Genomic DNA, 23,939 nt, shown 5'->3' on the forward strand with positions numbered 1-23,939 from the left:
GCCTGCATAACTCTCAGATCTGCTGATCGGAAGCATTGCCCCAGCAGGCGCTACATATTTGCTGTTACCTTGAGCACACTGTTCAGCTACAGCCAAGGACTGCCTCATGCCCCCACGCCCAACCACCCCAAGCGGCTTCGTTCGTGTGCGGGGTGCCCGCGAGCACAACCTGAAGAACATCGATGTCGATATACCCCGTGACGCCCTGGTGGTGTTCACTGGCGTGTCCGGCTCGGGCAAGTCCTCGCTGGCCTTCTCGACGCTCTATGCCGAAGCCCAGCGCCGCTATTTCGAGTCGGTGGCGCCCTATGCCCGGCGCCTGATCGACCAGGTCGGCGTGCCGGATGTCGACGCCATCGAAGGCCTGCCACCGGCCGTGGCCCTGCAGCAGCAACGCGGCACGCCGAGTGCACGTTCCTCGGTGGGCAGCGTGACTACCCTGTCCAGTTCGATCCGCATGCTCTACTCCCGAGCCGGCCACTACCCGGCCGGCCAGGCGATGCTGTATGCCGAGGATTTCTCGCCCAACACGCCGCAGGGCGCCTGCCCGGAATGCCATGGCATGGGCCGGGTCTACGAAGTGAACGAAGCGACCATGGTCCCCGACCCGTCGCTGACCATCCGCGAGCGCGCCGTGGCAGCGTGGCCCATGGCCTGGCAGGGCCAGAACCTGCGCGACATCCTGGTGACGCTAGGCTATGACGTCGATATCCCCTGGCGCGACCTGCCACAGGCGCAGCGCGACTGGATCCTGTTCACCGAAGAAACACCCACTGCACCGGTGTATGCCGGGCTGACCCCGGCGCAGACCCGCGCCGCCCTCAAGCGCAAGCAGGAGCCCAGCTACCAGGGCACGTTCATGGGTGCCCGGCGTTACGTGCTGCACACCTTCATGCACTCGCAGAGCGCGCAGATGCGCAAGCGCGTGGCCCGGTTCATGCGCCCCAGCCCCTGCCCGCTGTGCCAGGGCAAGCGCCTGAAGCGCGAAGCGCTGGGCGTGACCTTTGCCGGCCTGGATATCGCCGAGCTGTCGCACCTGTCGCTGCAGGCGCTGGCCGAGGTGTTCCGCAAAGTGGCGGCAGCAGACTACCTGGCACAACAGCAGGACGACCTGACCCTGGAAAAGCGCCTGGCGGCGCAACGCATCGCCAACGAACTGCTCGAACGCATCGACACCCTGCTCGACCTGGGCCTGGGCTACCTGGCCCTGGAGCGCAGCACCCCGACCCTGTCCTCTGGCGAACTACAGCGCCTGCGCCTGGCCACTCAGCTGAACTCGCAACTGTTCGGCGTGATCTACGTGCTCGACGAGCCGTCTGCCGGTTTGCACCCGGCCGACAGCGAAGCCCTGTTCGACGCGCTGCAGCGCCTGAAGCAGGCTGGCAACTCGGTGTATGTGGTGGAACACGACCTGGACACCATGCGGCGCGCCGACTGGCTGGTGGATGTAGGGCCTGCTGCTGGCGAACATGGCGGCACCATCCTCTACAGCGGGCCACCTAAGGGCCTGGCCCAGGTCGAGCAGTCATGCACCCGGGCCTACCTGTTCAATACGGCGGCACAGGCCACACGCACGCCACGCCAGGCCCACGACTGGCTGAAGCTCGAAGGCATCTGCCGCAACAACCTGGACAACCTCAGCGCCGAGTTCCCGCTGGGCTGCTTCACCGCCGTGACCGGTGTTTCCGGCTCGGGCAAGTCGAGCCTGGTCAGCCAGGCCCTGCTGGAGCTGGTGGGTGCGCACCTGGGCCATGCCGAGCAGCGCAACGAGCCCGAAGAGCAGAGCCTGGAAGATGAACCCGAACAGGCCAGCAGCGGGCATGTAAGCGCGGGCCTTGGCAGCATCAGGCGCCTGGTGCAGGTCGACCAGAAGCCGATCGGCCGCACGCCCCGCTCCAACCTGGCCACCTACACCGGCCTGTTCGACCACGTGCGCAAGCTGTTCGCCGCCACCGAACAGGCCAAGGCACAAGGCTTCGATGCCGGGCGTTTTTCCTTCAACGTTGCCAAGGGCCGCTGTGAGAACTGCGAAGGCGAAGGCTTCGTCAGCGTCGAGTTGCTGTTCATGCCCAGCGTCTATGCGCCCTGCCCGACCTGCCACGGCGCCCGCTACAACCCGCAAACCCTGGCGGTGAACTGGCAAGGCATGAACATTGCGCAGGTGCTGCAACTGACGGTCGACCAGGCAATGCAGGTGTTCGCCGAACAGCCAGCGGCGCGGCGTTGCCTGCAGGTGCTGCAGGACATCGGCCTGGGCTATCTGCGCCTGGGCCAGCCGGCCACCGAACTGTCTGGCGGCGAAGCGCAGCGCATCAAGCTGGCCACCGAGCTGCAACGCATGGCCCGCGGGGCGACGTTGTATGTACTGGACGAGCCTACCAACGGTTTGCACCCTCAGGACATCGACCGCCTGCTGGTGCAGCTCAACCGCCTGGTCGATGGCGGGCACAGCGTGGTGGTGGTCGAGCATGACATGCGGGTGGTGGCGCAGAGCGACTGGGTGATCGATATCGGGCCGGGGGCCGGGGATGCCGGGGGCCAGGTGGTGGTCAGCGGCACGCCGCAAGTGGTGGCCGGGTGTGCTGAAAGCCGCACTGCGGCGTTTCTGGCCAAGGCCTTGTAGCGCCTGCACCGGCCTCTTCGCGGGTAAACCCGCTCCCACAGGTACTGCACAGCTTGCAAGGTCTGTGGTGAACCTGTGGGAGCGGGTTTACCCGCGAAGAGGCCACCGCAGCACATGCCGAGATGCCGTCTTGCCACGATTGCGCCGCTCTAGTCCGTAGGTTCTAATCGCGCACGACCCGTTTGCCTTTGTCACTCAAGGAAGTGTCACCATGTACAGGAAGATCCTGCCGCTGGCGCTGTTGGCACCCCTGGCCGGTTGCTCGAACAGCGAGGACACCAGCGAGGCCAGTTTCCACAAGGCTGCCCAGGCCTACCTCGATACCCAATACCCGCACTGCTTCGTCATCAGCTCATTCCCCACCAAAACCCAGGACTTCGACCTCCATGGCACCAACAAGGCGTTGCATGCCCTGGCCCAGGTAGGCGTGGTCAGCGAAAAGGAGATCTCGCGCACCGAGGTGCCCGCCCGCCTGTGGCAAGCGGCACGCACGGACATCTACTACGCCTACGACCTCACCGACGAAGGCCGCAAGTATTACAAGGCGGATAACGGGCTGTGCTTCGGCAAGGCGCAAGTCACGGCCATCGAGCATTTCAGTGAGCCGAGCGAAGCGACCGGGCAGAAGATGTCGCGTGTGACCTATGCCTACAAGATCACCGGGCTGCCGGCTTGGGCTGCCAATGAAGAAGTGAAGGCCAGCGTTGAAGAACTGGGCAAGGCGGTGGCCAGCAATGAAATGCCGCTCAAGGACACCCGGGAAATGGTGCTGACCAGCCAGGGTTGGCGGTTGCACGACAAATAGCCGTTTGCTGTACCGGCCTTTTCGCGGGCTTGCCCGCTCCCACAGGTGCACCACTGGCCTTGAGACCTGCGCTGTACCTGTGGGAGCGGGTTTACCCGCGAAAGGGCCGGTACAGCCTTACATCCACCAGGCCAGCACCACCGGCAACCAGGCAAACGACAGCACCGTAGAACACATCACCAGGTTCGCCACCTGCTCCGGCTCGCGGTTGGCGCGCACTGCCATCAGGTAGTTGAACACCGCCACCGGCATCGCCGACTGCACCACCAGCACCGCGCGCTCCAGGCTGGCCATGCCCAACGCGGCGCCGACTGCCCAGCCCACGGCAGCCCCCAGGCCAATGCGCAAACCGCCCAGCAGCATGCCGCTGCCCACATGGCGCAGGCGAATGCTGGCCAGCGAAACGCCCAGTGTCAGCAACATCAGCGGGATGGTCATGCCGCCCAGCAGGCCTACCGTATTGGCCAGCCAGCGCGGTAATTCGAAATCGAGAAAGATGATCGGCATGGCGCCGGCCAGGCTGATCACGATGGGGTTGCGCAGCAGTGCCTTGAGCGAAGCCGCAGTACCGGAAATGGCCATGCCAAGGGTGAACTGCACGATCGACAGGGTCAGGAAGAACGCCACGGCCAGGGCCAGGCCGTGTTCTCCAAAGGCATACAGGCTGATCGGCAGGCCCATGTTACCGGTATTGGGGAACATGAACGCCGGCAACAGCACCCGCCAGTGCAGGCCGGAAGCGCGGCACACCAGCAAGCCGGCCAGGGCCATGCCCAGGGTACACAGCAGGCAGGCCATGGCCATGCTGGTGAAGGCGTTCGGGTCCAGTTCGGTACGGCTGAGGGTGGACAGCACCAACGACGGGGTGCCGACGGTCATCACCACCCGGGCGATGAATTCGGTGGGGTATTCCAGGCCCTTGCGGGCCCAGGCAAAGCCGATTCCGGCGACGATGAAAACCGGAGCCAGGACGGCGAACAGTGACGCGAACATAGAGGCCTTCCTTGGGGGTGGGCCCAGCATTATGCCGCAGACTGCGGCGTCTCGTCGCACACCCAGGCCTCTTGGGCAAAACCGCTGAAGCCCGTAGAATCGCGCTTCCTTTTCGCCTGTCGCCTTGAACGGTGGCAACCGGCAGCAATGACAGTCGCATCCAGCCCAGGCACTCCGTGCAGCCCCTCGGCCCCGTTCGGGTCGAGCCGGTGTGCGCGTCCGAAAAGGCGCTCATTCCGCTCATCCAACTAGAGGTACATATGTCTCCGCGTTTGCTGGCCATGGCGCTGGCGCCCCTGCTCGGGCTGTTCATCATTGCCCTGGGCAACGGCTTCATGTCTTCCCTTACCACCCTGCGCCTTGGCGCTGCCGGTGAGTCAGCCACCACCATCGGTGTCGTCTCCTCGACCTACTTCATCGGCCTGACCCTGGGTGCCATCTTCAACGACCGGTTGATCCTGCGCATCGGCCATATCCGCGCCTACACCAGCTTCGCCTCGCTGATCGCCGTGACCATCCTGCTGCAAGGCCTGTTCTACGACGTCACCTGGTGGTCGGTGCTGCGCCTGATCAACGGCTGGGCGGCGGTGGGCGTGTTCCTGGTGATCGAAAGCTGGCTGCTGCTGGCCGGTGACGCCAAGATCCGCGGCCGCCTGCTGGCGCTGTACATGATCGCCTTCTACGGCGCCGGGGTAATCGCCCAGGCCGGCCTTGGCGAAATCACCCACATGGGTGACACCGCACCGTTCATGCTGGCCGGCGTGCTCGCCGCCCTGTCGGTACTGCCCATCGTGATCCTGCCGCGGGTATCGCCGCTGCTGGACCAGGTCGAACCGCTCAAGCCGCGCCAGCTGCTGGGCGTGGCACCGTCGGGGCTGGTCGGCTGCTTCGGTTCGGGTGTGGCCATTGCCGGCATCTATGCCCTGCTGCCGCTGTACCTGCAGCGCATTGGCCTGGATGTGGGTGAAGTCGGCAACATGATGGCCTGGGTGATTCTGGGTGCCATGCTGCTGCAATACCCGGTCGGGCGCTGGTCCGACCGCAAGGACCGCCAGGATGTGCTGATCGCCCTGGCCGCGCTGTGCGTGCTGCTGTCGCTGGTCACGGTATTCCTGCCGTCGGACTCGATCCTGCTGCCGGCCATGCTGTTCCTGCTGGGCGGTGGCGTGTTCACCCTGTACCCGGTGGCGGTCAGCCATGCGGCCGACCGGGCGCCGTCCGATGCGCTGGTGCCGATGATCCAGGGCCTGCTGCTGATCAACTCGCTGGGTTCGGCCATGGCGCCGGTGGCGATTTCACCGATGATGACCGAGTTTGGCGAGGCCGGGTTGTTCTGGGCCTTTGCCGTGGTCAACCTGGCCATGGTGTGCTTCTTCATGTGGCGCCGTGGCAAGCGCCCGGCGGCAGAGCATCCGGCCCCGTTCACAGCTTCGACCACCTTCTCGCCGACCGGTGCCGAACTGCGAGTGACCGAAGACCTGATGCATGCGGCGCAAGAGCATCCGCCGCTGGAGCCGGTGGAGAGTGCTGCGCCAGCGCAGGCGCAGCGTTCAGAATCGCATTGACTCCGGGGGGGGCTGCTTTGCAGCCCTTTCGCGACACAAGGCCGCTCCCACAGAACTGCACATAACTCATTGAATTAGCGGGAACTCTGTGGGAGCGGGCGCGCCCGCGAACACCGGCGTAGCCGGTGCCATCCACCGCGTCGCCTGCTTCGCGGGCATGCCCGCTCCCACAGGGGCCGCGCCGGCTTGTGGATCTGGCGCTAGCCATTCACCAGGTTCGCCGGGCGCTCACCGGCCAACGCAGTGAGCAGGTTGTCCACTGCGCAGCGCGCCATGGCCTGGCGGGTTTCCTCGGTCGCTGAGCCGATATGCGGGGTCGCCACCACGTTGTCGAATTGCAACAGTGGCGAGTCCGCCGGCAACGGCTCCTGCACGAACACATCCAGGCCGGCGCCGCGTATGCGCCGGGCACGCAACGCGTCGATCAGAGCCGGTTCGTCCACCACGCGCCCGCGGGAAATGTTCACCAGGATTGCCTGCGGCTTCATCAGCGCCAGTTCCCGCGCGCCGATCAGGCCTTCGGTGCTGGCACTCAGCGGCACGGTCAGGCAAACGAAATCCGCCTGCTGCAACAGCTCATCCAGGCTGCATTGACGCGCGGCATAGCGCGCTTCCACGTCAGGCTTGGCACGCTGACTGTGATACAGCACGCGCATGCCGAAGCCAGCCGCGGCGCGTCGGGCCAGGGCCTCACCGATGCGGCCCATGCCGACGATGCCCAGCGTCTTGCCGTGCACATCGCTGCCGAAATACGCCGGACCAAGGTTGGCCTGCCAGTGACCTTCTCGCACCCAGCTCGCCAGTTCCACCACCCGCCTGGCAGTGGCCAGGATCAAGGCAAAGCCCGTGTCGGCGGTGGTTTCGGTCAGCACGTCAGGCGTGTTGGTCAACATCACGCCGCGCCGGCTGAGTTCGGCGATGTCGTAGTTGTCCACGCCGACCGAAACGCTGGACACCACTTCAAGTTGTGGCGCCAGATCGAGCAGGCTGGCGTCCAGGCGCAGGCTAGCCCCCAGCAGCCCGTGTGCACCCGGCAAGGCGTCGCGCAGGCGCGCCAGGCCATCGGGCTGGGTGGTATCCACCCAGGTTACCTCGACGTGATCTTGCAGGCGTGCCATCAAGTCGTCGGACAGGCGTTTGTACAGGACGATTCGCTTCTTCATTGCAGAGGTTTCCTAATGGTTCATGGCCAGACGCGAACCGCCGCGCTTGGCCCGGCCAGACGTCCGGGAAGTATTGAGTGCGGCAGTGAGCGCCACCGCGGCCAGCAACGCACCGCACATGAACAGGTAAGAGGCACCGGGCCCACCCGTGGCGCCATTGAGGTAGCCCACCAGCCACGAGCCGCCGAACGACCCCAGCGCGCCCATGCTGTTGATCAGTGCCATGGCACCGCCCGCGACGTTGGCCGGCAGGATCTCGGGCACGATCGCGAAGAACGGGCCATAGGGTGCGTACATGCAGGCGCCGGCGACCACCAGCAACGTGTACGACAGCCAGAAATGCTCGCTGCCCAGAGCGTACGAGCCATAGAACGCCACGGCGGCGATCAGCAGTGGCGGCCAGACGAAGCGCTTGCGCTTCTGCAGGCGGTCGGAAGCCCACGACACACCAACCATGGCCAGCACCGCCGCCAGGTAAGGTACCGACGATAGCCAGCCGGCCTGCACGATATCGAGGTTCGCCGCCTGCTTGAGGATCGACGGCAACCACAGCACGAAACCATACACACCGATGCTCCAGCAGAAGTACTGCAGCGCAAGGATGATCACCTGCGGCGAGCGGAACGCCTCACGGTAGTTCTTCACCGGTTTGATGCCTTGCTGCTCGGCGGCCAGCGCCTGCTCCAGGTCGGCCTTCTCCTGCTCGCTCAGCCAGTTCACCTGGGCCGGGCGATCATCCACCAGGCGCCACCAGAAGAACGCCCAGATCACCGCAGGCAGGCCTTCGATGATGAACATCCAGCGCCAGTCGTAATGCTTGACGAGGTAGCCCGACACCACCGACATCCACAGGATGGTCACCGGGTTGCCAAGGATCAGGAAGGTATTGGCGCGCGAACGCTCGGCGCGGGTGAACCAGTGGCACAGGTACACCAGCATCGCCGGCATCACTGCCGCCTCCACCACCCCTAGCAGGAAGCGGATGCCGATCAGCATGTAGACGTTGCTGACCACGCCGGTAAGCGTGGCAAGGCCCCCCCAGAGGATCAGGCAGACAAAGATCAGCTTCTTCACACTGCGCTTTTCGGCGTAGATGGCGCCAGGCACCTGGAAGAAGAAGTAACCGAGGAAGAACAGTGCCCCCAGCAGCGAAGACAACGCGGGGGTGATATGCAGGTCTTCAGCCATGCCGGACGCGGCGGCGAAACCGTAGTTGGCACGGTCCAGATACGCCAGGCTATAGGTGAAGAACACGATCGGGATGATGTACCACCAGCGGCGAGGTGCCAGGCTTTGGCTTTGCATGGTTCGTTTCTCCTGAGCTTGTTGTTTTTGTTGCAACAGGTAATTCGGGGTCAAGTGTTCACGCGCTTCTGCGCAGGTCGTGGGCTTCCAGTTCATGGCGCAGCGGCAGCCCTTCCATGTCGCCACGCGACTGCACGGCGCGGCTGCCGCACCAGTTGCCACGCGCCACTGCCTCGGCCACCGGGTGGCCCTCCAGCAGCGCGCTGAGCACGCCAACGGCAAAGGCATCGCCGGCGCCGACGGTGTCCACCACATGGCTGACCGGCACTGGCGCCACCTGGCCTTCGCCCTTGGCGCTGCGGAAGTAGGCACCGGCGTCGCCCAACTTGATCACCACCAGTTCCACCCCTTGGTCGAGGTAGAACGCAGCGATGTCTGCCGGAGTGTGCTGACCGGTCAGCAGCCGGCCTTCTTCCAGGCCTGGCAGAACCCAGTCGGCCTTGGCCGCCAGGGCATTGACTTCGCGCACCATGCTGCTTTGGTCAGGCCACAGCGAGGGGCGCAGGTTCGGGTCGAAGGAGATGCTGCGCCCGGCGGCGCGCATGGCGTCCACCAGCGCATGGGACAGCGCCCGGCAACCCTCCGACAGCGCCAGCGGGATGCCGGTGGCGTGCAGGTGGCGGACCTGCAGCCAACCCGGGCGCAGCAGCGCTGGCGACAGGCGACTGGCCGCCGAACCACGGCGGAAGTACTCCACTGCCGGATCGCTACCGTCATCACAGCGGGCCTTGAGCTGAAAGCCGGTGGGGTAGCTGGCATCCACCTCGACGCCGGAGCAGTCCAGGCCTTCGCGGCGCAAGCTGTCGAGCACGAAACGGCCCAACGAATCGTCGCCCACCCGGCTCAGCCAGCGGACCTTGAAGCCCAGCCGCGCCAGGCCGATGGCCACGTTGCTGTCGGCACCAGCGATGCGCTTGCCGAACTGGCCGACACTGGCCAGGTCGCCGGCCTGCTCGGCGACGAACATGGCCATGGTCTCACCGAAACACAGCACGTCATGCTCATGCATGGCTCAGCTCCTCACTCGATGCCACGCCCTGCCCCAGCGCCGCCAGGTCGCGCACCTGGGCACGGGTCAGCGCCAGCAGATCGTCGCTCACCAGCGGGTACTCGACGGCACGCACCACGCCGGGGGTGAACTCGGCCAGCAGCGCAGCCCACTCCTGCAGGTCCGCGGCCTCTGGCGGTACTGCTGCCAGGCGGCCATCGGCCAGGCGCTGCACGGCTTTGCAATGCACATAGCGCACCCAGCGGCCAAGCTGACGTGCGGCGTGCCGGGCAGGCTCGCCCTGCCACTGCCAGTTACCGATGTCGAAGGTCATGCCCAGGCTCAGCCCAAGCTCGTCGGCGTGCTGAAAAAACTGCTGCAGGGGTTCAATTCGTCCGCCTTGCACGGTCTGGTCGTTCTCCACCAGCAGCAACGGCGCGTGAGCCGGCAACAGCGTCGCCAAGGCCGCGACGTCACAGCCCGCACAGTAGTGCCCCAGGGAAACCTTGAGCGCTACCGCGCCAAGGGCGCGGGCGGTTTCCAGCTTGTGCACCAATTGCGGATCAGGCACGCCTTGTGCGGTCCACAGCTCAAGGGGCGTGGAATACAGGCACTCCAGGCGCAGCGCGGCAATGGCTGCAGACAGCGCTGCAGTGTCCGGCGCACCGGTGAATAGTTCTTCGCGCAGTTCCACGCGGGTAACGCCAGCGGCAGCCAGCAGGTCAAGGAACTGCTCCTGGCCACGTTGCCGGACAAAGTCGGCGCCGTAGCTGGAGAGGCTGATGGAAACGGGGTTCGAATGCATTGTTGTTGTCCTTATGAAACCGGTTTCATTTTTTGCCAGCAGCAGGCACACAGATGCCTGCCTCTGATTACTGTGGCTGGGTTGAACCTCGGATGATCAGCTCGGCCTTGAAGTCGATGCGCCGGGCTGCCCCGCTGTCACCGCGCAGGCGACCGAGCAGGCTGTCGAATGCCGCCACGCCGATACGCTCGGTGGGCTGGGCCAGTGCAGTGATGCCACTGCCGACCAAGGGGTACCAGTCGAGGTCGTCGAGGGCGATCAGCCCGACGTCCGCGAACAGATTGCGCCCTGCCTCATGCAGGGCTCGGGTCACGGCCAGAGTGGCGACACCGTTGAAGGTGAAGATGGCCTGCGGGCCATGGCCACTGCCGGCGAGGAACGAAGCCAGCTGGCCATCCAGCCCGGTGCCGGTTTCCAGCACCTGCTGGCGCATGCCGGGGCGACGGCTGACCGATGCGCCAAACGCCTGCACCCGTTCCAGGCGCGAACTGGTGCCATCGAGGGGCTCGGTTACCGCCAGGATGTCGCGGTAGCCTTGCGCCTGCAGATGGTCGAGGGCCTGCTCGACCGCGTCGGCATTGTCCAGGCCCACCAGGTCGACATTCAGTTCGGGCAACTGGCGGTCGACCAGCACCATGGGGATGTCGCGCTGCAGGTTGAGCAATTCGCCGGGGTGATGGCCAAGCGTGTTCACGATCAGCCCTTCGACGTTGTAGGACTGCAGGGCCACCAGGTGGTGACGCTCCTGCTCGTCGTCGCGGTTGGTGTTGCACACCACCAGGCTGTAGCCGTGCTGGCGGCAGGCAGTTTCCACGCCATGCATCACGGCCACTGAATAGGGGTTGAGGATATCGGCCACCAGCATGCCGATCAGGCGTGTCTGGCCGCGCTTCAGGCCACGGGCCATCTGATTGGGGCGGTAACCGAGGCGCTCGATGACCTCTTCCAGGCGCTTGGCGGTGGCTTCGGCGAGCAACTGGCGGTCGCCACCGATGTAACGGGAAACGGTGGCCTTGGAAACGCCAGCGACACGCGCTACTTCGCTGATGGTGACCCGTTCGCGGGCATGGGCAGGCGCGTCGGTCATGGGCTGTCCTTATGATTGTTGTGATCGCGATGAAACCGGTTTCAATACAGCAAAATCACATGCGTTCGTCAACATGCCGTTGGTCGGGAGTGCGATATTGATGCCTAGGAAATACAACAAGAATACGTTTTAACTAACTGATATGTATATGAAAGTACATACGAAACCCGGTGAGAGCGGGTTCACCCGCGAATGCGATGTTGAATGTGCCGACGCATTCGCGGGTAAACCCGCTCCCACAGTGGATTGGGGGTGCAGACAAAGGGATGCAGTTAACGGAGGGCTTTCACATCACTGGCGGTGACGGCATCCCCTTGGTTACCCCAGCTGGTACGAATGAAATTCACCACCTCGGCAACCTCCTGGTCACTCAGGCGCCAGCCGAACGCCGGCATGGTGAAGTTGGACGGTGCCGTGTGCGTCGCCGGCACCGTGCCCCCCGCCAGCACCACGTGGATCAGCGATGTGGCATCCGCCGTCTGCACCACCGGGTTGCCGGCCAGGGCCGGGAACACGCGGGTATAGCCTTGGCCATCGGTACGGTGGCAGGCCGCGCAATTGTCGATGTACACCGCCGCTCCGGGCTTGCTGTCGTCGCCCTTCCACAGCGCATCCGCCACCTGTTTGTCATAGACGTGCGGCTGGTCGTCAGGGTTGCTCGGCGGCAGCGTCTTCAGGTAGCGGGCGATAGCGGTCAGGTCGGCGTCGCTCATGTGTTGCATGCTGTGCTCGACCACGTCGCTCATGCCACCGAACACGGCGCTGCGGTCACTACGGCCGGTCTTGAGAAACTGCACCAGCTGCTCCTCGCTCCAGCTACCCAGGCCGTCCTTGTGGTCGCCACGCAGGTTCTTGGCAATCCAGCCTTCCAGCGGTGCACTGCCAGCCAGGAACTGCTCGCCATCCTGTGGGCTCAGTGCCTTTTCCTGCATGGTCAGCGCTCGCGGTGTATGGCACGCGCCGCAGTGCCCCAGGCCCTCGACCAGGTAGGCACCGCGGTTGACTACCGGGTCGGCCGCCGCCGACGCCTGCCAGGGCCTGGCCTCAGGCGCGAACAGCCCGCGCCAGATCGCCAGTGGCCAGCGCATGCTCAACGGCCAGGGAATGTCGGTGGCCTTGTTCGGCTGCTCGACCGGCTGCACGCCTTTCATGAAGTAGGCATACAACGCCTGCATGTCCTGCTCGCTGACGCGTGCATAGGACGGGTATGGCATGGCGGGATACAGGGTGCTGCCGTCCTTGCCGATGCCCTTGCGCACAGCCTGGTCGAAGTCTTCGAAGCTGTACTGGCCGATACCGCTGGCCGCCGGGGTGATATTGGTGGAGTACACCGTACCGATCGGCGTTTCCATCGGCAGCCCACCGGCGAACGGCTTGCCGCCCTTGGCGGTATGGCAGGCAACGCAGTCACCGGCGCGGGCCAGGTACTCGCCCTGGCGCACCTGCGCATCGTCATTGGGCGCGGCCTGAGCAGCCACGCTGGCACCGAGCAGGGTTGCGATCAACATTGTCTTCATGTGCATCGCTCCTCAAGCCTGGACCAGCGGGCCAGGGTTTTTCAGGTACTGCTCGCGGATGGCGCGGGCCGACCAGTAGGTCAGCGCAGCCACCAGGCCGGTCGGGTTGTAACCCAGGCCTTGCGGAAACGCCGAAGCGCCCGGGACAAACACGTTGTGCACATCCCAGCTCTGCAGGTAGCGGTTCAATGCACTGGTTTTCGGGTCGGTGCCCATGATCGCGCCACCATTGAGGTGTGTGGTCTGGTAGCTGGCGGTGTTGAAATGGTCCTTGACCTTCTTGCCCAGCACGGCAATGGTCTTTGGGTTCATCGCCTGGGCGATCTTGCTGAGTTTGTCGACCATGAACTGGTTCATCCGGATGTCGTTTTCCTGCCAGTCGAAGGTCATGCGCAGCAGCGGCTGGCCATAGGCATCCCGGTAGGTCGGGTCAAGGTCCAGGTAGTTGCCACGGTAGGACTGGTGGGCGCCGTGCGCGTCCATCGACACCTGGTGGGTGTAGTAATCGGCGGTGGCCTTCTTCCAGGCGCTGCCCCAGGCCGGCGTGCCGGGCGGGTTTGCGGTGCCGGCAATCGGCCGGCTGCCGGCCTGGTTCACCCACATGGGCGAACCACCGACGAAGCCGTGCGGGCCATGGTCGAAGTTGTCGGCGTTGAAGTCATCGATGGCAATGCCGTTGCCACCGGCGCCGATGAAGTTGTTGGTGTAGGTGTCCTTGTCGAAGAACGCCTTGACCGTACCCATGTTCTGGTAGGCGAAGTTACGCCCGACCACGCCTTCATTCTTGACGGGGTCGTACGGTTTGCCGATGCCGGACAACAGCATCAGGCGCACGTTGTTGAACTGGAACGCCGCCAGGATCACCACGTCCGCCGGCTGCTCCACTTCCCGCCCCTGCGCGTCGATGTAGGTCACACCGGTGGCCTTGCGCTTGCTGTCGTCCAGGTTCACCCGCAACACATGGGCATTGGGCCGCAATTCGAAGTTTGGCACCTGGCGCAGCGCCGGCAGGATGTTCACGTTGGGCGAGGCCTTGGAGTACATGTAGCACACGTAGCCGCTGCAGAAACCGCAGAAGTTGCACGGCCCCATCTGCGCCCCGTACGGGTTGGTGTACGGCCCGGAAGTGTTGGCCGATGGCAGGTTGTAGGGCTTGTAGCCCAGGCTGGCCGCCGCCTTTTCGAACAGCCTGGCCGACACCACGTTTTTCTGCGAAGGCAGCGGGAACGGGCTGGAACGGTCCGGCGCATAGGGGTTGCCGCCCTTCCCTTCACCCACTACCTGGCCATTGACGGTCCAGGCCTGGCCAGAAGTACCGAAAACCTTTTCAGCGAAGTCGAAGTGCGGCTCCAGTTCTTCGTAGGTAACACCGAAGTCCTGGATAGTCATGTCTTCAGGGATGAACTTGCGCCCGTAGCGTTCTTCGTAGTGGCTGCGCATGCGCAGTTCCATCGGGTCTACCCGGAAATGCACGCCCGACCAGTGCAGGCCTGCGCCACCGACACCTTTACCCGGCAGGAAGGCACCGAGCTGGCGATTGGGCAGTGCCACGTCATTCATGCCGTGGCGGATGGTGACGGTTTCCTTCGACACGTCGACGAACAGCTTCTTGCGCACGCTGTAGGTCAGCTCGTCGATCACCTGCGGGTAGCTGCCTTCCGGGTAGGTGTCCTGCATCGGCCCCCGCTCCAGGGCCACCACCTGCAGCCCGGCCTCGGTCAGCTCCTTGGCCATGATCGCGCCGGCCCAGCCGAACCCGACGATCACCGCATCCACTTTCTTCATCACGGTCGCCATGCCTCAGGCCCTCTCGCCACGGATCGAAACAGCCGGGAACGGGTAAGGCTCGTTGCGCTCGACCCAATCCATGAAATCGGCGCGAGCGCCGGGGAAGCCGATCTGGGTCCAGCCAACCATGCCTTTGTTGCCACCATGGATCGGGTCGCAGAAGAACCCTTCACGGGTGTTCTGCACCAGCAAGCTGAAAAACACCTTGGCCGGCACGGTGTCGAAAACCAGCTCTCCAGCTTCGACTTTGCTCAGAACATGGTCTCGGGTAGCGCTATCTTGGGCAGCAAAAACTTGCCCGGAGTTGGCCTTGCACCAGCCGTCCACGGCGGCGATGCCCAGGCGGTAGATCTGCTGCGGGCTGAGTTGCAGCTGGTAACCCAGTTCAGGCGCGGCGTCGGCCTTGAACGGGCCCTGCATGTACCACTGCGCGCCGGTTGCATAGGGGGTGTTCATCTGCCGGTCGATGAATTCGGCAGCGCCGGCTTCCAGTGCGCCGGGGCCAAGCTCGTCGGCCGGGATGATGCGCGAGACGGCCGCCTGTACGAAGGCCCACTCCTCGGCAGTGAAGAAAGTCGGCTGGTACTTGCCCGCTGGCGGCGTGGCAGGCACTTTGGGTTCGTGTTGCGGGGCCGCAAGCAGCTGACCGGCGCCCACGCCAAGCCCCGCGCTGGCCACGGTGACCACAGGGATCAAGGTCAAGGTCTTGCGCAGAAAATCCCTGCGCGGGTTGTCTGGGGCATGCTCAGGCATTGCGAGTCCTCATCGGCTGTGTGCGGCCTTGAAAAGCGCCATCTGATTTTCAATGTGGGGGGTGGTCTTGATAGGTCATCAAGAAAACAGCCGGATAATCTAGCGCGTTCAGAAATGTTTTGAAACCGGTTTCATACTTGACTTCCCGCGGCCTAAGCCACTCCCGCACTGCTGTCGGGCCAAGGCTTTTTTCACATCTGCCTCACTCTCTACCGACATCCCGCTACCTACAGTGCCGACGCTCTTGTGTGGAGCGAGCTGACTGGAGTGGCAAATATGCGGCAAGGCGTTATCGACAAATTCCCCGCCTCACGGCTTGCCCAGGTATACCTATTGCCTTGGGGCACGGCGCTATTCGCAGTCTTGTGCCTGCTGTTCATCCTTGGCGGAGCGGCAGCCTGGGCGCATACCCGTATGGCCATCCCCGACCTGGGCAACCCCCATCACCTGCAGCACAGTGGGCTCGAGGCCGCCTGGGCGAACGGCTCGGTGATTGTGGTGCTGCGCCATGCCGAACGCTGCGACCGCTCCCGCGGAGCCTGTCTGGGTGACCCAACCGGTATCACGGTCGCGGGCAGCCGGGTGGCCGCCGATGTAGGTCTCGGCCTGCAACGCCTTGGCCTGGGCAAAGCCGATTTATGGGCCAGCCCGGAGGTGCGTACCCAGCAAACCGCACACGCCATGTTCGGTAAAACCATTGCCACGCAGGACTGGCTCAAGCAGTGTGATGGCCAGTTTTCCGAGACCGCCTTTGCCCACAAGCGAATCGGCCACAACCTGGTGCTGGTCAGCCACAGCGGCTGTATGGAACAACTGGAGCGCACGCTTGACGTGCCTGGCAGCGCGCGCTCGAACAGCTATGCCAGCGCCCTGTTCATCACCCAGGGCAGCGATGGCAAAGAGAGGCTGCTGGGCCAGATGGCTGCCAGTGAATGGCGCGAACTCGTCGACGCCAAGGAGCTCTGAACATGCCACCGCGCGCAGTTTTCTACCGCAACAATCTGCTGCTGCCTCTGTTGCTGGCCGCTACCGTGTTCATGGCATTCGACCTCACAGAGCTCGATCGCTGGATCAGCAACCTGCTACTCGACCCGGTCACTGGCCAGTTCCCGCTGTTGCACAACCAGTGGTTCGAGAAAATCACTCACAAGTGGCCAAGGGTCCTGCCGGACTGGACCGGTGAACTGGCAGTCATCGGCAGCGTGCTGTCGTTCATCTGGCCGCGCCTGGCCAACCGCCCGCAAGCGTGCCTGACACGGTTACTGGAAAATGCCCGAATCGCACCAGTCTTACGCTTTACCACCAACCACCGCCGCGACCTGCTGTTCGTGGTGGTGGCGTTCGCCCTGAGCACCACAGTGATTCACTACCTTAAAAGCCATACCAGTGTGTATTGCCCGGTGGAAACCACGCTGTATGGCGGCTCGCACGCCCGGGTCGAATGGTTCGAGAACTTCTCCTGGTGGGGCAAGGCCGGTGATGGCCGCTGCTGGCCGGGTGGCCATGCCTCCAGCGGGTTTACCTTGTTGGCGCTGTATTTCGTGGCGTTGCGTCACCGCTGGGCGCATGCCCGCAAGCTCCTGGTGGCGATTCTGCTGATCGGGTTCGTGTACGGTACTACCCGGGTGTTGCAGGGCTGGCACTACATGTCCCATACGTTCTGGGCCGGTATTTTTGTCTGGTTTACCACCTGGATAACTGCGTTGTTCTTCTATGGGCGCATCGCTTTACAAGCGCCGGAGCACAGCCCTGCGATAGGTAGTACGCGGGCTCCGGACTTCGCATAATACCTGTGGGAGCGGCTTTAGCCGCGAACACCGGCGCAGCCGGTGCCAGGCACCGTGTCGCCTGCTTCGTGGGCACGCCCGCTGCTACAGCGACCGCGTTCACGCAAATGTCAGGGTTGGGTCGACACGACCTGCCCCAGTCCCCCAACCTTGGGGGCACGGTGCCCACCGGCAAACGCCTGCAAATCCCCTTGCAATAGAATTGGATCCCTTGCCCTGCAAGGGCTACAGCACATTTTTCCCGGCTTGGCACGCCTATTGCCGATCTCCTGCCAGACGCCCCAAGTCCATGGGCCCGTTTGCAGGAGGAAATGACTCATGCACCGACCGATACCCCACCCGCTGGCAGTGGCGATTGTCGCCGGCATGCTCCAGCTCCCGGCGCAAGCTGCCTTGAATGCTGTCGATCCAGGCGCCTATGTCCCCGCCAACGGTAAATTCCCCGCCTGGTACCAGGACAGTCACGGTCGCACCCTCGACCTGTGCCTGACCAAGGCGGTGAGCTCCAGGGTCGCCGGCGCGCCCGGCGCACCGTCGTACATGTGCACGCTGCTGCCCACACCCGGCGTGTTCGACGATACCCAACCCATCGCCTTCCCCGGCAACTTCCCCGATGAGGCGTTCTGGTTCACCGCCGACGCCACCATCGTCGACGCAGCGCGCGGCATCAACCTGGGCTACGGCACGGCGATAGAAGCTGCGTTCAGCTCCGGAGACCCTGTCGATGGCGACCAGGTCAGCTTCGCCCGGGTACGTATCCGGGTCGATGTCCCCACCGCCGGCACCTATGTGATCACCCACCCCTACGGTGTCGAAGTATTCGACGTGCCAGCCGGCGGGCGGCGGGCGATCAACATGACCCGCGACATCGGCATTGGCGGCGCAGGCGACTTCACCGGCGCCCTCAAAGGCGATGTCGGGCCATTCCTGCGCAGTGTCAACGGCCCCTACACCGAGGGCAGCGAGCGCTTCATCGGCGACCCGAACCTGGAAGAACGGGTGACCGGCAGCCCGTTCAACACCAACTATGTACGCATCGAAGGCCCCGGCGGCATCGACCTGCGCACCGAGCTGTTCGCGATCTCGGGCAAGCTTTCCGAAGTGGCCCTGCCAACCCCGCTGATGCCGCAACGCAGTACCTACTCGCGGCATACCGAGAACGGCAACCTGCGCGCCCAGCAGGACATCTTCGTCATGGCCCCGCCGCCACCGGCCAGCGTCGCCCTGACCAGCCAGACACCCAACCTGAACCTCACCGAGGCCAACGGCACTGGCGCCTGGTACGCCCAGTCGGTCCTCGACCCGGCCGCCGGGACGATCCTGACGCTGACCGCCAACAACAGCGTGGCAATCCCCACCAGCAGCCTGACCACCGCCAACGTGCCACTGACCGACCTGGTCACCATCACCCAGGCTCAGTACCGCCTGTCCACCGGCGAGCTGACCCTGGTGGCCAGCACCAGCGACGAAACCACGCCGCCGGTACTCACCGCGCGCACCGGCAACGGCACGCTGATCGGCAACCTGAGCGGCAACGGCGCCGTGAAGACATTGAGCACCAGCCTGTCGCCCATCCCGCCGGCCAAGGTGCAGGTCACCAGTGCCAATGGCGGTAGCGACACCGAAGACGTGGTGCTGGTGCCATGAACAGACAAAGGCTCAGCCTTCAAGGAGGCAGCATGAACACTTGGTCGCGCCGTGCGCTGTTGGCCGCCGGATTCTCCCTTACCGTTACCAGCGCTGCCTTTGCCGCGCTGTCTGATGTCGACCCGGGGCCCTACACCTTCGCCACCGGTGGCTTCCCGATGTGGTACAAGGACAGCCTCGACCAGTCCCTGGAGCTGTGCCAGTCACGTGCCGTCAGTTCGCGGGCCGCAGGCGCCCCGGGTACACCGGCCTACATGTGCACCCTGCTGCCCGAACCCGGCATCTACGACGACACCCTGCCGCTGGTGTTCCCGGACAACTGGCCACCGGAAATGTTCTGGTTCCTGGCCGAGACCTCCATCCCGGCCGTGGGCAACAGCGGCTATGAACTGGAAGTTTACGTCGCTGGCGTGGAAGCAGCCTTTGCCGCCGAAAACCCGGTGGATGGAGACCAACAGAGCTTCGCCCGCATCCGTATCCGCGTGTCGGTGCCCACTGCCGGTACCTACACCATCACCCACCCCTATGGCGTAGAGACGGTCAACGTCACCACACCAGGCCGACGGGCAATCAACATCACCCGTGACATCGGCATCGGCGCGCCGGGCAACTTCCGCGGAGCACTGGCGGGGGCGATCGGCCCTTGGCTGAAGGGGGTTGGCGGGCCTTACACCGAGGTCAATCCCGACACTGGCGCCACCGAAACCTACATCGGCGACCCCAACATCACCGAAGCGGTGACTGGCAGCCCCTTCAATACCAACTTCGTGCGCATTCAAGGCCCTGCTGGCACCATCCAGACCAACGCCTTCACTGTCTCGGGCAAGGTGCTGGACCCGCGCGCGCAAACACCGGTCACCCTGGAGCGCGCCACCTACTCGCGCAACGCCACCGGCACCCGTACTGAAGTGTTCGCCAAGGCTCCCAGTGCAGCCAGCCTGTGCATGCGCAATGGCATCGCCCTGGTCGGCACCCCGCCTTCGCCGTGCCAGTACACCCTCACCGCCGACAACAACGGGCTGTTCTTCCACCAGCAGTTCGGCCAGGTCGCACCGCCTGCGGTGGTGGTGGTCACCGCCAGCAACAGCGCCGGCGGCACCCAGCCGACCGCGCTGTCGAGCAAGCTCACCGATGTGGTCAAGGTCAGCACCGCACGCTACGACTGGGCCAACAAGCGCCTGCTGATCGAAGCCAGTTCCAGTGACGAAGTGGCAATCCCCGACCTGCTCGCCCAGGGCTACGGTCGCCTGTCCAAAGCAGGCACGCTGCAAAGCCTGACCGTCAACGACGTGCCGCAGCCACCGGCCACCATCACGGTCAAGTCGGCGCGTGGCGGCAGCGATGTCGAACCAGTGGTCGTGGTCGGCAACGCTCCGGTCGAGGCGGCCAACCAGCCACCGCTGGCCCGGGCCGATATCGGCAGCACCAGCGTCGGTATCCCGATCCCCCTCAACCTGCTGCAGAACGACAGCGATCCGGACGGCAACGTGCCGCTGACCATCAGCGACCTGACCCAACCCGCTACCGGTCTTGGCGGCGTGGTGATGAACGGCACCACTTCGGTCACCTACACCCCGCCAACCGGGGCCACACAACCCGTGGTGGCCACCTTCAGCTACCGGGCGGTGGACGCCAAAGGGCTGAAGTCGGAACCGGCAACGGTCACCATCAATGTCGCGCCCAACCGGGCACCGACCGCCAACCCGGAAACCGTCGCCACCCTGGGCGTGCCATTGACCATCAATGTGCTGGCCAACGACACCGATCCGGAAGGCAACCTGCCGCTGACGGTGCCCGCTGCCTCCCTCACCCAGCCGGCTGCCGGCCGGGGCACAGTCAGCACCAACGGCACCACGGTGACCTACACCCCACCGGCCACGGTAACCACGGCCTTCACCACCACCTTCACCTACCAGGCACGTGACTCGCTGGGGGCGCTGTCCAACCCCGGCACCGTTACTGTCAACGTGTCGCCACGGCCTGCGGCCGAAACCTTCGCGGTCACGGCAGCCACGGTCACGGCGCGCTCCAACAACCGTTACAACTGGGACATCAGCGGCACCTCGTCGGTCACCACCGGCAACACCGTGACCGTACGGGTGACCACCACGACCGGCGTGCAGACCCTTGGCACCGCCACGGTACCGGTGAACGGCCGCTGGCGCCTGGCAGTGAGCAATAGCACCACGATCATCCCGACCGCGGCACCAACGGCGACGATCACCACCAGCCAAGGCACCACGCGCACCGTCAACGTTGTGGTGCAGTGAAGGCCGGAGGTTGCAATGAAACGCCTGTACTCCCTGCTGCTCAGCCTGGCCTTGGCGGGCCAGGCCAGTTGGGCCGAGGACCTGATGGACAATGCCGACCTCGCACCCGGCAACGACCTCGGCGAACCGGTGATCATCCGCCTGCTGCCGGCCGGTGCCGGCCAGGCTGCGGTGATCGGGCAGCAAGGCTCGGGCAACCGCGCCGCCATCGACCAGAACGGCCAGGCCCTGCTGGGCCGCATCGTCCAGGCCGGTGGTGCACAGGAAGCGTACATCCTGCAGGAAGGCAGTGACCTGATGGCCATCATCAGCCAACAGGGAAATGGCAACAGCGCGTCGATCCGCCAGAGCGGCAGCAGCAACAGCGCAGCCATCCAGCAGATCGGCAACGACAACAGCGCCAGCATCGTGCAGTCCGGCACAGGCCTCAACAGCTCCGTGACCCAGGCCGGCAGTGGCCAGCATGTTCAGATCACCCAATACCGATAGACCTGGAGGCACCACCATGTACAAGCTCGCTCCGTTAAGTGCCGCTATTGTCCTGGCCCTTGCAGGTCAGGCCATGGCTGCTGACAGCACCTCGTCCCAGACCCAGGACGGCAAGGAAAACATCGCCGAAGTCAGCCAGACCCTGGCGCCATACGCCTCGGCCACCCAGACCCAGACCGGCAAAGGCCACAACCACATGGCGGTGCAGGCCGAAAGCACCAGCGATATCCGGCAGAGTGCCACCGGCCAGTACAACGCCGGCTACGCCGAGCAACTGTTCGAGAACGGCAGCCATATCACCCAGCACGCCGACGGCAGCTACAACGATGCCTTCGCCAGCCAGTCGCTGGGCCTGGGCAACGAATCGCTGCAAACCCAGCAAGGCGCCGAGAACACCTCGACCGTGTGGCAGGACAGCCAGGAAGGCAGCAAGGCCACCACCTGGCAATCCGGCCAGCGTAACGAAGCCTTCATCGAGCAGACCTTTGGTGGCAGCAACAACCGCAGCAGCATCAACCAAACCGGCCAGGACAACTATGCCGCCGCAGAGCACCTGAACCACGTCGATGGCGATATCCAGATCTACCAGGATGGCCAGGGCAACTGGGCGTATGGCGACCAGCGTGACGGCACCGGCGGCACCATCGGCATTGGCCAGTACGGTGGGGGCAACTCGGTGGAAGTGTGGCAAGACACCCAGACTGGCAGCCAGGCCTCCGTGACCCAGTCCGGCCAGATGAACGAAGGCTATATCGACCAGAGTTTCGGCAAGAACAACAAGGTCAGCCTGTCACAACAGGGCACGGCCAACGCCAGCTGGTCGGACCAGTTCGAGACCAACAACTCGACCACCACCATCACCCAGACCGGTAGCAACAACCTGCATTTCACCTACCAGAACGGTGAAAACCTCAATTTGACCATCAACACCAAGGGCAATGGCAACAGCATCACCGCCAGCAACTGGAAAGGCGCCAAGATGGGCGGCCAGTTCGGTACCAACCACAACGCAACCATCAACCAGAACGGCAATGGCAACGGCGTCAACCTGACCCAGAACGGTGACAACCAGCTGGCCACGCTGACCCAGAAAGGCACCGGCAACCAGATGGAGACCAAACAGTCCGAGATGAACAACGAGCTGTACTTCGAGCAGAACGGCACTGACAACCTCCTGATCGCCGACCAGCGTGGCACCGACAACTATGCCTACGGCAACAGCCAGGGCAAGGACAACGTCATCAACCTGGACCAGTCCGGCTACAGCAACCAGAGCTACACCAACCAGCTGTACGGTGGCGGCAACGAAGCCACCATCAAGCAGGCTGACAGCTACAACATTGCCTATGTGACCCAGGGAGGCCAGGGCAACAAGGCGTACGTCGACCAGAGCGGTGTCAACCAGACCGCGACCATCAGCCAGCTGGGCAGCACGAACCTGGCCACTGTGACCCAGCAGTAGATCGCTCCCCCTTGAACCGCGGTGCTCCTCTCCCTGGTGCCGCGGTTCCTTTTTATTCTCGTCAGAACTTCTTTTTCTTGCCGACCTGTTCGCGGGCACGCCCGCTCCCACAGGTACTCCACTGCCGTCAGAGCCTGTGCCAACCCTGTGGGAGCGGGCGTGCCCGCGAATTAGGCCAAGCCTGCCAAGCGCACTACAATGGAACCCACCCAACCCGATACAAAGCCCATGATCCAGTCCGACCTCGACCTGTTCGGCCCCCAGCCGCAACGCCTGGCCAGCCACACCGTGCTGCTGCCCGGCTTCGCCCTGGCCGATATCGAGGCGCTGCTCGATGCCCTGCGCCCGGTGCTGCGTGCCGCGCCGTTCCGGCGCATGCACACCCCGGGCGGCCTGCGCATGGCGGTCGGCCTGACCAACTGCGGCACCCTGGGTTGGGTCAGTGATGAACACGGCTACCGCTACAGCCCCTGTGACCCGCTCAGCGGCAAACCGTGGCCTGCCCTGCCCCCAGTGTTGCTCGACCTGGCCGCCCGCGCCGCGGCCATGGCCGGGTTCGACGATTTCGTACCGGACGCCTGCCTGGTCAACCATTACCTGCCGGGCACCCGCCTGAGCCTGCACCAGGACCGCGACGAGCAGGACTTCGGCCAGCCGATCGTGTCCGTGTCGCTGGGGCTTGCGGCGGTGTTCCTGTTCGGTGGCCTGCAGCGCGTCGACAAGACCCGGCGCATCCCGCTGAGCCATGGCGATGTGTTGGTCTGGGGTGGCGAAGACCGCTTGCGCTTTCACGGCGTGCTGCCGATCAAGCCCGGCGTGCATCCGCGCCTGGGCGAACGGCGGATCAACCTGACCTTGCGCAAGGCCGGTGGCTGAATCGGACCCGCGCTCC

19 protein-coding genes are annotated in these 23,939 nt (G+C 64.5%); 10 read left to right on the forward strand and 9 right to left on the reverse strand.

The window, feature by feature from the left end; all coding sequences use genetic code 11:
• Window positions 1-106: 106 nt before the first annotated feature.
• Complete coding sequence (gene uvrA, locus A4C63_RS19660) at window positions 107-2,623, forward strand: excinuclease ABC subunit UvrA (RefSeq protein ID WP_063914165.1); 2,517 nt, start codon at window positions 107-109, stop codon at window positions 2,621-2,623.
• Window positions 2,624-2,834: 211 nt separating this feature from the next.
• A complete protein-coding gene (locus tag A4C63_RS19665) occupies window positions 2,835-3,428 on the forward strand; it encodes a hypothetical protein (protein WP_063914166.1) in 594 nt (197 codons plus the stop codon).
• Between the two features lie 117 nt (window positions 3,429-3,545).
• On the opposite strand, the gene A4C63_RS19670 is transcribed toward A4C63_RS19665, so the two are convergent.
• Window positions 3,546-4,421: an AEC family transporter gene (locus A4C63_RS19670; RefSeq protein ID WP_063914167.1), complete on the reverse strand. Its 876-nt coding sequence runs from the start codon at window positions 4,419-4,421 to the stop codon at window positions 3,546-3,548.
• Window positions 4,422-4,681: 260 nt separating this feature from the next.
• Here A4C63_RS19670 and A4C63_RS19675 point away from each other — a divergent pair, with 260 nt between their 5' ends.
• Window positions 4,682-5,986 (forward strand): MFS transporter, encoded by a 1,305-nt coding sequence (locus tag A4C63_RS19675; protein WP_063914168.1) that lies wholly within the window; start codon window positions 4,682-4,684, stop codon window positions 5,984-5,986.
• Between the two features lie 200 nt (window positions 5,987-6,186).
• Here A4C63_RS19675 and A4C63_RS19680 read toward each other — a convergent pair whose 3' ends face one another.
• The 8 genes from A4C63_RS19680 to A4C63_RS19715 all read right to left on the reverse strand — a co-directional run bounded on the left by A4C63_RS19680 (window position 6,187) and on the right by A4C63_RS19715 (window position 15,392).
• Complete coding sequence (locus tag A4C63_RS19680) at window positions 6,187-7,149, reverse strand: D-glycerate dehydrogenase (RefSeq protein ID WP_063914169.1); 963 nt, start codon at window positions 7,147-7,149, stop codon at window positions 6,187-6,189.
• A gap of 12 nt (window positions 7,150-7,161) precedes the next feature.
• The gene (locus tag A4C63_RS19685) at window positions 7,162-8,454 is read right to left on the reverse strand and encodes an MFS transporter (RefSeq protein ID WP_063914170.1); all 1,293 of its coding nucleotides are present in this window, start codon (window positions 8,452-8,454) and stop codon (window positions 7,162-7,164) included.
• Between the two features lie 58 nt (window positions 8,455-8,512).
• On the reverse strand, window positions 8,513-9,463 hold the full coding sequence (locus A4C63_RS19690; RefSeq protein WP_063914171.1) for a sugar kinase: 951 nt from the start codon (window positions 9,461-9,463) through the stop codon (window positions 8,513-8,515).
• Complete coding sequence (locus A4C63_RS19695) at window positions 9,456-10,247, reverse strand: hypothetical protein (protein WP_063914172.1); 792 nt, start codon at window positions 10,245-10,247, stop codon at window positions 9,456-9,458. The genes A4C63_RS19690 and A4C63_RS19695 overlap by 8 nt, the downstream gene beginning before the upstream one ends.
• Before the next feature lie 67 nt (window positions 10,248-10,314).
• Entirely contained in the window at window positions 10,315-11,334 is a 1,020-nt protein-coding gene (gene ptxS / locus A4C63_RS19700) for a transcriptional regulator PtxS (RefSeq protein WP_063914173.1), read from the reverse strand.
• Between the two features lie 272 nt (window positions 11,335-11,606).
• Window positions 11,607-12,851, reverse strand: coding sequence for a cytochrome c (locus A4C63_RS19705; RefSeq protein ID WP_063914174.1), 1,245 nt, complete (start codon window positions 12,849-12,851; stop codon window positions 11,607-11,609).
• A gap of 12 nt (window positions 12,852-12,863) precedes the next feature.
• Window positions 12,864-14,648, reverse strand: coding sequence for a GMC family oxidoreductase (locus A4C63_RS19710; protein ID WP_063914175.1), 1,785 nt, complete (start codon window positions 14,646-14,648; stop codon window positions 12,864-12,866).
• Window positions 14,649-14,651: 3 nt separating this feature from the next.
• Window positions 14,652-15,392 (reverse strand): gluconate 2-dehydrogenase subunit 3 family protein, encoded by a 741-nt coding sequence (locus A4C63_RS19715; protein WP_063914176.1) that lies wholly within the window; start codon window positions 15,390-15,392, stop codon window positions 14,652-14,654.
• Between the two features lie 276 nt (window positions 15,393-15,668).
• On the opposite strand from A4C63_RS19715, the gene A4C63_RS19720 reads away from it, so the two are divergent.
• The 7 genes from A4C63_RS19720 (at window position 15,669) to alkB (ending at window position 23,923) form a co-directional block, all read left to right on the forward strand.
• Window positions 15,669-16,358: a hypothetical protein gene (locus A4C63_RS19720; protein ID WP_063914177.1), complete on the forward strand. Its 690-nt coding sequence runs from the start codon at window positions 15,669-15,671 to the stop codon at window positions 16,356-16,358.
• A gap of 2 nt (window positions 16,359-16,360) precedes the next feature.
• Window positions 16,361-17,179 (forward strand): phosphatase PAP2 family protein, encoded by an 819-nt coding sequence (locus A4C63_RS19725; protein WP_063914178.1) that lies wholly within the window; start codon window positions 16,361-16,363, stop codon window positions 17,177-17,179.
• 318 nt (window positions 17,180-17,497) lie between these two features.
• Window positions 17,498-18,826, forward strand: coding sequence for a hypothetical protein (locus tag A4C63_RS19730; RefSeq protein ID WP_063914179.1), 1,329 nt, complete (start codon window positions 17,498-17,500; stop codon window positions 18,824-18,826).
• A 32-nt stretch (window positions 18,827-18,858) separates the two neighbouring features.
• Complete coding sequence (locus A4C63_RS19735; protein ID WP_063914180.1) at window positions 18,859-21,096, forward strand: Ig-like domain-containing protein; 2,238 nt, start codon at window positions 18,859-18,861, stop codon at window positions 21,094-21,096.
• Between the two features lie 15 nt (window positions 21,097-21,111).
• Window positions 21,112-21,585, forward strand: a complete 474-nt coding sequence (locus tag A4C63_RS19740) for a curlin (RefSeq protein ID WP_063914181.1) — start codon at window positions 21,112-21,114, stop codon at window positions 21,583-21,585.
• A 16-nt stretch (window positions 21,586-21,601) separates the two neighbouring features.
• Window positions 21,602-23,047 (forward strand): curlin, encoded by a 1,446-nt coding sequence (locus A4C63_RS19745; protein ID WP_063914182.1) that lies wholly within the window; start codon window positions 21,602-21,604, stop codon window positions 23,045-23,047.
• Window positions 23,048-23,275: 228 nt separating this feature from the next.
• Window positions 23,276-23,923, forward strand: a complete 648-nt coding sequence (gene alkB, locus A4C63_RS19750) for a DNA oxidative demethylase AlkB (protein WP_063914183.1) — start codon at window positions 23,276-23,278, stop codon at window positions 23,921-23,923.
• The last annotated feature ends 16 nt before the right edge of the window (window positions 23,924-23,939 follow it).

It is taken from the genome of Pseudomonas sp. p21 (assembly GCF_001642705.1).
GTDB lineage: Bacteria > Pseudomonadota > Gammaproteobacteria > Pseudomonadales > Pseudomonadaceae > Aquipseudomonas.